This is a genomic window from Paracholeplasma vituli (genome assembly GCF_025446935.1).
In the GTDB taxonomy this organism is placed as follows: domain Bacteria; phylum Bacillota_I; class Bacilli_A; order Acholeplasmatales; family UBA5453; genus Paracholeplasma; species Paracholeplasma vituli.
On sequence record NZ_JAOEGN010000016.1, the window covers coordinates 26,900 to 37,797 of the forward strand.

The 10,898-nt window shown below is 38.2% G+C and carries 9 protein-coding genes; 4 read left to right on the forward strand and 5 right to left on the reverse strand.

The genetic code is table 11. From position 1 onward, the window contains the following. From pdo to N7603_RS07825, 3 genes are all read left to right on the forward strand, one after another. Window positions 1–642 carry a protein disulfide oxidoreductase gene (gene pdo, locus N7603_RS07815; RefSeq protein ID WP_262096875.1) on the forward strand — a complete coding sequence of 214 codons (642 nt, stop codon included), beginning with the start codon at window positions 1–3 and terminating at the stop codon, window positions 640–642. Window positions 643–732: 90 nt separating this feature from the next. Next, window positions 733–1,803 (forward strand): butyrate kinase, encoded by a 1,071-nt coding sequence (gene buk / locus N7603_RS07820; protein WP_262096877.1) that lies wholly within the window; start codon window positions 733–735, stop codon window positions 1,801–1,803. After that, window positions 1,796–2,680 (forward strand): phosphate acyltransferase, encoded by an 885-nt coding sequence (locus N7603_RS07825; RefSeq protein ID WP_262096879.1) that lies wholly within the window; start codon window positions 1,796–1,798, stop codon window positions 2,678–2,680. Before buk ends, N7603_RS07825 begins: the two co-directional genes overlap by 8 nt. Window positions 2,681–2,712: 32 nt before the next feature. On the opposite strand, the gene N7603_RS07830 is transcribed toward N7603_RS07825, so the two are convergent. The 3 genes from N7603_RS07830 to N7603_RS07840 are packed head-to-tail and all read right to left on the reverse strand — an operon-like array spanning window position 2,713 to window position 5,528. After that, entirely contained in the window at window positions 2,713–3,780 is a 1,068-nt protein-coding gene (locus N7603_RS07830; protein ID WP_262096880.1) for an endonuclease/exonuclease/phosphatase family protein, read from the reverse strand. Window positions 3,781–3,811: 31 nt separating this feature from the next. Further along, complete coding sequence (locus N7603_RS07835; RefSeq protein WP_262096881.1) at window positions 3,812–4,642, reverse strand: RluA family pseudouridine synthase; 831 nt, start codon at window positions 4,640–4,642, stop codon at window positions 3,812–3,814. Continuing rightward, complete coding sequence (locus tag N7603_RS07840; protein ID WP_262096882.1) at window positions 4,623–5,528, reverse strand: RsmB/NOP family class I SAM-dependent RNA methyltransferase; 906 nt, start codon at window positions 5,526–5,528, stop codon at window positions 4,623–4,625. Before N7603_RS07840 ends, N7603_RS07835 begins: the two co-directional genes overlap by 20 nt. Before the next feature lie 196 nt (window positions 5,529–5,724). Between N7603_RS07840 and N7603_RS07845 the strand changes: the two genes are divergently transcribed. Next, window positions 5,725–6,252 carry a phosphatidylglycerophosphatase A family protein gene (locus tag N7603_RS07845; protein WP_262096883.1) on the forward strand — a complete coding sequence of 176 codons (528 nt, stop codon included), beginning with the start codon at window positions 5,725–5,727 and terminating at the stop codon, window positions 6,250–6,252. 313 nt (window positions 6,253–6,565) lie between these two features. Here N7603_RS07845 and N7603_RS07850 read toward each other — a convergent pair whose 3' ends face one another. Beyond that, window positions 6,566–9,784, reverse strand: coding sequence for an InlB B-repeat-containing protein (locus N7603_RS07850; RefSeq protein WP_262096884.1), 3,219 nt, complete (start codon window positions 9,782–9,784; stop codon window positions 6,566–6,568). Window positions 9,785–10,050: 266 nt separating this feature from the next. After that, on the reverse strand, window positions 10,051–10,898 hold an 848-nt coding region (locus N7603_RS07855; protein WP_262096885.1), incomplete at its 5' end, for an RNA-guided endonuclease InsQ/TnpB family protein.

Sequence of the window (10,898 nt, forward strand, 5' to 3'; positions counted from 1 at the left end):
ATGGAAAGATTATTTTCAGCTGACGTAGCAAACCAAATTAAAGACATTTTTACAGGTATGATTAACCCAATCACTATTAAACTTTATGTAGATAGTAATTGTGATACTTGTGCAGAAACCAAACAACTTTTAAGTGAAACTAGAGAACTTTCCGACAAAATCACATTAGATATTATTGAACTTGCAGATGCAGGTGATGACCTTGTTACTTATCAAATCGAAAGAACCCCAAGCTTCATCTTCTTAGACCATGAAGGTAATTATCGTGGTGTTAAGTTTAACGGCATTCCTGCAGGCCACGAAATCAACTCTTTCATTTCCGCGATTATGGAAATGTCTGGTGTTGAATTTGGTTTTTCAGATAAAGTATTGGAACGTATTGCAAAGATCAATAAACCAGTCGATATTAAAGTATTCGTGACATTAAGCTGTCCACACTGCCCAGGTGCAGTTCAAACCGCTCACCGTCTTGCGATGCTTAATAACAACATTAAAGGTGAAATGATTGAAGCCCAAACTTTCTATGATCTATCAACAAAATACAACGTCTCTGGTGTACCTAAAATCATCATCAACGATAAACTCGAGTTATTAGGTAATCAACCCGTTGAAGAATTCTTAAAGAAAATCGAATCGTTATAATGAAAAAGCTCGAATTTGAGCTTTTTTTTCATCTATTATGGCCTTATTCTTGATATAATGAACTTAGATAAATCATTTCAAGGAGTCCTTATGACACAATTACTGCTCATCATCAACCCGGGTTCTACCTCGACTAAGGTTGCGTTATTTGAGAATCAAACCCAATTGATTAAAAAGACCATCAATCATGACCCTGTTACTTTAAAACAATTTAAAAGAATGATTGATCAGTATGATTTTAGAAAACAGACCATCCTCGACTTTTTAAAAGAATCTAATGTGAATCTAAACCATTTAACCGCTGTTGTCGGACGAGGTGGATTACTAAAACCACTGGCGAGTGGTACCTATTTAGTCAATGACCAAATGAAACAAGACCTACAAAACGCCATTCGTGGTGAACACGCCTCTAACCTAGGCGCATTGATTGCGAGTGCGATTGCAGAACCCCTTCATATTCCTGCATATATTGTAGACCCAGTCGTGGTGGATGAAATGCACGATTTAGCCCGCTATACAGGCATGAAAGACATCCAAAGAGTATCTACTTTCCACGCGCTCAATCAGAAAGCGGTTGCGAAAAGAGCGGCTTTAGATATGGGAAAACCCTACGATTCACTCAATCTCATTGTGGCCCATTTAGGTGGCGGTATTTCTGTGGGTTCACATCAAAAAGGCAAAGTCATCGATGTCAATAATGCATTAGATGGCGATGGTCCGATGTCACCTGAACGCAGTGGATCCGTGCCCCTTGGTCCCCTATATAGGATGTGTTTCTCCGGACAATACACTCTAGACCAAATCAAGCGTATGAACTATGGTGAAGGTGGTATGGTGGCCTATTTAGGTACGAATGATGGCATAGAAATTATGAAAAAGATCAAGTCTGGGGACGAACTCGCCTCCAAAATCCATGAGGTGATGTGCTATCAGATCTCTAAAGAAATCGGGGCTGCTTCAACTGTACTGAAAGGTCAAGTGGACGCCATTATCCTAACAGGAGGTTTCGCCTATAATACCCTAACAACTGACTTAATTAAGTCGCGTGTGGATTTCATCGCGCCTGTTCTCATTTATCCTGGTGAGGATGAGATGCTTGCTTTAGCGGAAGGTGCACTCCGTGTGATTCACCACGAAGAGGAGGTCAAAGTCTATGCTTAAAACGATGTCTGAATTGATAACACTCTCAAAGTCTCAACCCGTTAAACGCTTGGTGGTTGCAGTTGCGAATGACCCTTATGTGTTAAAAGCCGTTGAACATGCTCGAAAAGATGGATTGATTGCACCGACTTTGGTTGGTGATGAACCCGCGATTTTAAATGAATTGACACTACTCGGTTATGACCCGAAAAACTATTCCATCATCCATGAAGATAATCCTATAGAGGCGTGTTTAAAAGCAACCTACTGTTTAAGAAAGGGTGAAGGCGATATTTTGATGAAAGGTTTAATCGATACCTCAATTTTATTAAAAGCCGTTTTAGATAAAATCTACGGCATTCGCGGTCCGAGACGCTTATCACATGTCACATTGCTAGAACTCAAACATTACCATAAACTCCTTCTGTTATCAGATGCGGCTATGAATATTGCTCCAGATGCCGAACTTAAGAAAGAAATCATTTTGAATGGGGTTTCTGTATTACACAAAATTGGGATTGAAAAACCGAATGTCGGTGTGATTGCAGCGGTTGAAAAAGTCAACCCGAAGATGCAGGCCACCTTAGATGCCCAAATTCTCATTGAAGATCATATCGACCCTTCCTACAATATCGGTGGCCCTTTTGGGCTTGATAACGCGATAAACAAAGAGGCAGCCCTCCATAAAGGGGTTACCGATTCAATGGCGGGCAATGTCGACTTTCTACTCATGCCAACGATTGAAGCTGGAAACATCCTTTATAAAGCCTTGATGTTCTTATCGGATGCGAAAAGTGCCAGTGTCGTTTGTGGCGCAACCCATCCAATTGTCTTAACTTCACGCGCTGACAGCGATGAAACCAAATACCGTTCGATTGCCTTAGCTTGTCTACTATAATGCAAAAATCCACCCTAGCGGTGGATTTTTTTTTAGTTTAATGTGATGGTCATGTAAACCGGATTGTGGTCGCTATATTTAAAATCGTCTTGAATGACATCGACACTATCGATGGTAATATTGTCTGAAACAATGAAGCCATCGATGATGTAATACTGTGTTAGTTCACTATTTGGATTATACGGTTGATTGAGTAATCGACACGTCGGGTCTGTGATATCAATGCCAAAGATATACCCACTTGGCAAGAAATTCGCTTCTATCGGATAGGCTTGATATAACCCTGGTTTAGGCGGATAAATATCGACTGCAGTCGGGAAGGTTTGATTGAAATCGCCCCCGATGATGACATAATTACCTAAACTGGTTTGGGTTTCCATAAATGTTTTCAAGTAATTCATTTCTTGAGCACGTAAAGACCCATCGCCATCGTAAGCAGACATATGCAAGTTCACAACCACCAATTTCTTGGTCGAGCCTTCAATGCTATAAGTATTGACTAACATCGCACGCTTTAGATTCGCGACACGGAGTGGCCAACTGAATTCTCCTGGAAATTGGTGACGTTCTGAGGATTCGATTTGGTATTTCGCAAGTGTTTGAATCCCACTCTTGACTGGTCCAATATAATCCGTTAAGGACACCGGAAATGGGACAAACACGGCGTTAAAGTTATAAGCGAATGTCGAGTGATACGTTGGCAGTAATGCTTTATAATGGTCAACTTGGTTGATTTCATAGCTTCTTCTCGCTTTCAAATCAACTTCTTGAAGTAAATAGATGTCGGCGTCATGGGTTGTTATGAGACCTTCGATGCCATCTAAATAATCTTCAACAACAGATTTAGAATCAGGTCTACCTTTTTTCCCACCATCCATGACGAAATCTTCATCTTCACCCAATCCAGCATAACCGGTATTGAATGTCATGAGGCTAATCGTTTGATTTTGAGTTACTTTAAGCGTTGGATTTTGTTCAATTTGAATCTCTTCAATCGGTTTTGGTTTATATTCTGTGAGCGTTAAATAGCCTACAAAACCACCTGCAATCAATACGATAAGGAGTACTATTTTTAAGAACCATTTGATGATTTTTTTCATTTTAATTTACCATCCCATTTTTATTCTATCACTAAAAAGGAACCTTTGATGTAAAAACGACTGCTTGATGGGTTCGTGGGTGAATAAAACTCACTTCATGAAAATGCAGTGCTAACCGGGTGTAAGGTTTACCACCATATAATGTATCCCCTAATATTGGGGTACCAATGAAGGCTAGATGGACACGAATTTGATGTTTTCTCCCCCCCAGGATATTGACTAAAACTCTCGCAAACTCAGATTCTTCTAATACTTTATAAGTCGTATGCGCACTTTGACCACTGCGATTCACGATTTGTTTATCCTCGTGACGACTGCTTGAGATCGCGACATTGATTGAGCCTTGTTTTTGTTTATACCCAGGTTGTGTTAGTGCGATATAAGTCTTTTTAATTTGGTGAGATTCAAACAAATGCGATAAATAGCTGAGCGCAATCGGGTGTTTCGCGTAGATGACCATCCCTGAGGTTTCTTTATCGAGTCTGTGGGCTGGTAAAGGGGTCCAATCAAGTTTATTTGTAATGGCGTAAGACGTGACTCTCGCATTGAGGTCATCACTTTGAATGCCATCGGTATGAACCAGTAAACCAATCGGTTTATCGACAATGAGTAAATCCTCATCTTCATATAAAACCACAATCGGCTTATCGACACGTTTATAATGCATGTCTGATTCTAATTCGAATGAGATGAAGTCGTTTGGTTCTAAAGGTTCGTCTAGGGTTACTTTTTGATCGTTTCTATAGATACCTGCAAGCATCCATTTATATTGATTTTTACGACCCACATGGTGAAAGTCTAAAAATGCCTTAACGGTCTTTGTGGGTTCTTCTTTTGTGATTCTATAATTTAGTCTTGGCATGGGGTATTTTCCTTAATAAAGCAATGAAGAAACCTTCATAGAGTGCACTTGGCATCACCGTGACGACCCCTTCTAGATTTGAAGGGAGCGTTTCGATGTCTTTGAGTTCGATTGGGATGATTTCTACTTGTTTCGTTGCTAATGCGTATTTAACAATGGCTTCATTTTCGCTTTTTAATAACGAACACGTTGAGTAAACCATGGTTTGATTGGGTTTTAGTAATTGTATCGCTTTTAAGATGAGGGCTTTTTGAGTTTGAATCGATTTTTCAATCAATTGCGGGGTGAAGGTTTTATAGCTATCCAACCGGTTCAAATCTAAGGTTCCTGAACCGCTACATGGAGCATCTAAAAGGATGTGATCGAATCTATAAAAATCATCGAGCTGTCTGGCATCCTTGACGACTACATTCACTTTGTTCGCCCCTTGACGTTTCAAATTAAACTCAAGCTTTTGAGCACGAATTGGGTTTTGTTCACAAGCCATGATTTGAATTTGATTTTGGGCTAAAGCAGCCATTTGGGTTGTTTTTCCACCAGGTGCTGCAGCCATATCTAAAACATCCCCTTTTAAGGCGTTTAATACAATGGGTGGCAACATCGAGGACAAACTTTGAAGGTATATGTGGCCTTCTTTATATATAGATAAATTTTGAAGGTCTAATTCACTACCCTCTTTAAGGATCAATGCGACCTCACTAAATCCTACTTTTTCAACCATTAAACCGATCGAATTGAGTTCCTGCATCACAGAGACTATGGTAGATTTTAAGGTATTCACACGAAAAGTGACCCGTTTTTTTGAATATAATCCAAATAGGATGTTTTGATAATCATTCGGGTAGTTTTCTTTTAGTTTTGATTCAATAAACTCGATATTTGACATAAAAACCTCACAAAATGGACCACTTCTATCTTACCATTAATTCAATCAAATGCGCAAAATAAAAATCCATTATTGTGAGTTTTATTTTCTAAGAAAATATCAAAGTTATTAAATATTTTGTAGTTAAAACCATTGACAATTGGTAGAGACGTGTTATAATAAACTTCCCTCACAAAAATAAAGAAAGGAGATAATCATGAGTGAAACTACGTTAAGTAAGAAAGAATACAACCGTTTGAATGATACAAAGAAATATGACATCATCAAACAACGCCTAAAAGACCGTGGTGTTGAGCTGATTGACATTGCGAAATTAACCTATGAATTACAAAAACCCTATGTCCCTACTTTGACCATTGAACTTTGTTTAGAACACGTTGACCGCGTTGTCCTTAAACGCGAAGTCCAACATGCTGTATTAGTCGGTATTGAGTTAGATATGCTCGCTGAACAAAAAGTGATCAGTGAACCATTATTGTCCATGATGTTGGGAGACTATGGGCTATTCGGCATCGATGAAATCTTGGCATTATCGATTGTAAACGTTTATGGGTCGATTGGCTTAACCAATTTTGGTTATGTCGACAAACTCAAACCTGGCATCATTGGAGAAATCGATGAAGCTGGTAAAGAGGAAGGCAGATGCAATACATTCCTAGACGATATCGTCGGCGCGATTGCGAGCGCTGCTGCAAGTTCAATCGCACACAAATACAGTTCATAAAAAAACAGGGCTCACGCTTAAGTGACCCTGTTTTTGTTATTTCAGAATGGTATTTTTGACGATTTTTTTACCGGCTTTTTTAGCATTTCTGATCGCATTTTTCTTGAGGTGTGTACCACGTGAATCTTTGCCATGAACTTGCATGATTAGTCTCCTTTATTTCGGGGATTCATTTATGTAAAATAATCCGTTTCTATTCTACGCCTTTTTGATCAAAAACGCTACATATTTCGCTCTTTTTTTAAAAATATTTTTGATAAAATAAAAAGTCAGTATTCGCCTAGTTTAAAGGCACTTACTGACTTTACTATTTTTAGGATACGGTAACGTTAATTACAGCTTGTGAACTACTATTTGTAAAGCTTTGAGCAACCTCAATCATGACATTGATGTTCGTACCATTGCTCCATTTATAAACGGATAAATTCATCGATCCGGATGATAAAATATCGGATTGTGAAATATATGAAGTTGGACTTGGAATCGAATTATTGAAGTCTGCTTCAAGGAGTTGTACAAAGAAATTAGATGTCGAGTTGTTGTTTCTTAAGAAATATTCGCCCCAGAATGAGGTGGATGATTTCATACGCGCATCGACATGATAAATCATAATCCCAGCGTTATCTAAGACGTGAGGTAAGCCGACATGGCCGTTATATAAACCGTTTGGTGTATAAAACATAATGAGGAGATATTCATCAAACGCATTACCATCATTTAAATCATTAGAATTGAAAGGAATTAATAAGGTATTATTTAAACCATCGGTATCGGTGGAATATGCATCTAAAGTAACTTGATAAGAACCTTGAGTTCCGAGTAAGGGTTGTAACCAACCAAAGACCAATTTATTGAATGGTCCGTGGTCACCTGCGTTATTATCCATCATATCCATGCCACCTACAGGACCATATGCTAGGTCTTCGTTGTAAGGATATAAGTCTGGCATACCCATCAAGTGTCCAAGTTCATGAACAAAGGTTTCTGCATTCACAACTAATCCAGTTACACCTGGTAAAGCATCATTGATGAAATCATAACTTGCCCAGAAATAATATTCGAAACGTTTGCCATCGAGTAAGGATAAATCATCAGCTACACCATATTGTGCAGCGTATACCCATGCCCACCATGGATCGTTATCGCTATAATCCACGGAATAAATGAAAATAATCGAATCGATGAGGCCATCGGAGTTGAAGTCATATTTAGAGAAATCAATTTCTGGATTTAATCCAACTAAAGCTTCCATAATCGCGTATTGATCACCTTCATCCTTATAAACTTCATAATAAGATTTCGCATTCGCAGTTGTAAACTTCGGTGCGATATCAAAAGTTAAATCGAGTTTGCCATAGCTGCTCTTGTAATAATAACTACTGACACTTTCCCAACCAGTTTGGTTGGATGTCCCATTGAAAACAAGGTTTAGGTTAGCTTGATAATTGCTTGGGAATAAGGAACCGCTGATTTCAACTGGAACTACTAACACGTTATATTTACCTGTTGATGGTAAGCCCGATTTGCCAAATGTGGCCTTTTCAAATTCATTGATGGTTTGACGTGTTGATAATGTCGATAGATTGGCAGGTTCAACAACTGGGTCATACTTCCAAATGCGTAAGTCTAAGGTGGTACCATCGCTTAAGATATAGAGTGCATAAGCGATATCGTTGTTGATCATTAAACTGTATACGTTTTGTCCTTTAATCGCGGATAAAGCGGAGTCTAGGACATACCCTTTTGTAATTAAACTTTGAATATATGCATTGACTCTAGTTTGATGATCAGCGTAAGCAAATGCCCCGCGGATGGTGTATTCAGAATTATTAACCTTCACTAATGATAAGCCACTGAGGCCTTCTAATTCAGGTAATAAATTATTTAAAGTTGGTTCGTTTAAATTCAAGCCTAGTTGAGCGATCATATCTGCCCAAGATTCTAAAACTGGGGCTGTGTTTGAACCAAATAGTTGGATATTCGATACTTTGAATTGACCGCCATTGCCTGAGGTGTCACCAGACCCTACAAATAATAATCTAAACTTCGATGCGTAGAGGTTATTGATTGTAATAGTTACCATGTCGGTTGATAATTGGCTATAGAAATTACTACCAGCCAAATCAACCCAGTTCGAACCATCCCAAACTTGGACTTTCGCTCCAACTAAACGGGTTGAGTAGCTATCTCTCGCTTCGATTTCGAATGAGAAACTTGGAATAATCGTGCCTAATGTATCGATTTCAATATAAGTTTGAGTATTTGCTAGACCCTTGATATCAGAGGCGAATACGTAGCCTTGTGTTAATCCACCAGGAGCTGTATCAGACCCAGAAATGAATGCCAAATGACTAACCTTAACTGTAACTTTGGAGTCACTGCCAGGGAAAACTAACACTTGATTAACGGTATTCTTATAACTGTTGGTTAATGTGGTAGTTGTATTTTGAATATTGAATGCGAAGTAAACACCTTCAACAGGGTCAACAATTTCACCTTCTACCCCATATATACCGATACCATACACAGTTTCTCCAGGGTAAGTTTCGGTATCTTCATAGGAATATACAAAGTAATCACCAACAACCCAGGATTCTTCGACTTCATCCCACGCTAAGGTTTGATCTAATAAATCACTATAGGCTTCATACTCAGTGTTTGTCCAGTCAAATAGATCGACATACACTTCAAACATCGTGTCATCACTTAAATCGATGACGACATAATCACTTGAAACAACCGTTGGCAGTAAAGCGGAAATATCAAACCCAAAAATGGTGTTGATTTCAGTTTTATCATAGGCTTTACCCGCAAATTTTGAAGTCATTTCATAAGTTGCGACATAGGTTTGGTTTGCAGAAACAACAGTGAGTGCAGGTGTCCATCCTTTAAAGGTAAATGTATGGGTTTCGGTATCTGCTTTAGTAGGGGACCCAACATAGGCAGGCATCGAACCTTGAACTAAGGATTCGGTCTTTAAAACAGACCCATCTTCATTTTGCCAAGTAATCACATAAGTAATACTGGTATCTAAAGACCATTTTGCGTAAAGGTCAATATTGTTTTTAATACCTTTAGGTAACGCTGTTACAAGTTGTGTAAAGGCGCTATCTAAATACCAACCACTAAAAACAAATCCCGATTTGGTTGGATTTTGTAAGGTTATGGTATCTTCAATGGTTATCGAATTTGGGTTAGCTTCTGCATTTTCGCCACCATCTAAGTGGTAAGTGATGCTGTAGTTCACTAAACTCCATTTTGCATACAGTGTTACGGATTCTGTAATATCATTTATAAGTTTAGTACTTTTATCTAAAGAAGCTGCCGTATACCATCCAGCAAAGCTATAGCCTTCTTTAGTTGTGCTGAATTGATTCAGCTTATTTATCTCATATAAATTAGAAAACTCAATCGCATCAATTGGAGTCCCTTGATTGGTTTCGAATGTGATTTTAGTTACACTTGGTGTATCACATGCAAATAGCCCAAATGAGAGTAAAAATAATGCGAAAACGGCCAATATTCTTTTCATTTACAAACCTCTTTCTAGTACTTGAAAATACTGCTGTAGATATTATGATATCACTAATTATAATTAAACGAAAGCACTTTTACAAAAAAATAACTTTGATCAACGTCATAAAAATAAAAACGTCGAGTTGACGTCTTTGGTTAAATATTATTTCGTGAACTACCCACCACTTAAATAGAAGTGGGGGCTTCCTATCCAAACCAGTGTACCCACCAGTGACTCAATAGGCTATCCCCGTAGTCCCTACGGTTCTTATTCATTTATAGCTAAAAAGCTAACTTATACTTTCTAAACCCTTCTTTATTGATATTGATCGCTGCGTTGTGGTCTCGATCTAAGTGTAACTCACACTTTGGACACTCAAACACGCGATTAGAGAGTTTGAGTTCACTATGAATCTCACCACAGGTACTACAGGTCTTTGAGGATGGATACCACTTATCCATCACCATCAGTGTTTTACCCTGTGTTTCTAACTTGTACTTTAAGAAGGATACAAATCTAGTCCAACCAAATCTAGATATCTGTTTGGCGTAATATGGATTATCTTGAGACATCTCGATGAGATTTATTCCTTCTACACTCACCAAATCATAACGCTTGGCTATCGCGTGTGATTGTTTATGTAAAAAGTCATCTCTTTTATGTTTGATTCTTTCATATAACAAAGCGATTTCTAATGCCTTCTTATCATAGTTACTAGACCCTTTGATTCTTCTGGATAAACTTCTTTGAAGGACTCTAAGTTTGTTAAAGTCTGTTTGTATGTCTTTAGGATAGTCCATCTTTAATCCTTGATCATCGACGTAAAAATGAGTCATTGAGAAATCTAGTCCTATGGCATCTTTGACTACTTGTTTCTGAATCTCTTTTTGGTATTCATAGAGTATTGAGACATAATACTTATTTGTACTACTCTTCGATACGGTCACACTCTTTAAAGTCATCTCATTAGGAATCACTCTGTGTTGTTTGATCTTCACTTCACCCAGTTTAGGGAGTTTGATGTAGCCTTTTAATAGAACGATGTTATGGTTAACAAGGTTGGTTGTGTACCCATAGTCTTGTTTCTTAGAATGGAACTTAGGTAAGTCTTGTTTACGTTTAAAGAACA

What these genes read in the sequence shown, in the direction of transcription:
- N7603_RS07840 (WP_262096882.1), bottom strand. Translation starts at nt 5,528, where the DNA reads ATGTCAAATATCGAGTTTATTGAATCAAAACTAAAAGAAAACTACCCG.
- buk (WP_262096877.1), top strand. Translation starts at nt 733, where the DNA reads ATGACACAATTACTGCTCATCATCAACCCGGGTTCTACCTCGACTAAG.
- N7603_RS07850 (WP_262096884.1), bottom strand. Translation starts at nt 9,784, where the DNA reads ATGAAAAGAATATTGGCCGTTTTCGCATTATTTTTACTCTCATTTGGG.
- N7603_RS07845 (WP_262096883.1), top strand. Translation starts at nt 5,725, where the DNA reads ATGAGTGAAACTACGTTAAGTAAGAAAGAATACAACCGTTTGAATGAT.
- pdo (WP_262096875.1), top strand. Translation starts at nt 1, where the DNA reads ATGGAAAGATTATTTTCAGCTGACGTAGCAAACCAAATTAAAGACATT.
- N7603_RS07830 (WP_262096880.1), bottom strand. Translation starts at nt 3,780, where the DNA reads ATGAAAAAAATCATCAAATGGTTCTTAAAAATAGTACTCCTTATCGTA.
- N7603_RS07835 (WP_262096881.1), bottom strand. Translation starts at nt 4,642, where the DNA reads ATGCCAAGACTAAATTATAGAATCACAAAAGAAGAACCCACAAAGACC.
- N7603_RS07825 (WP_262096879.1), top strand. Translation starts at nt 1,796, where the DNA reads ATGCTTAAAACGATGTCTGAATTGATAACACTCTCAAAGTCTCAACCC.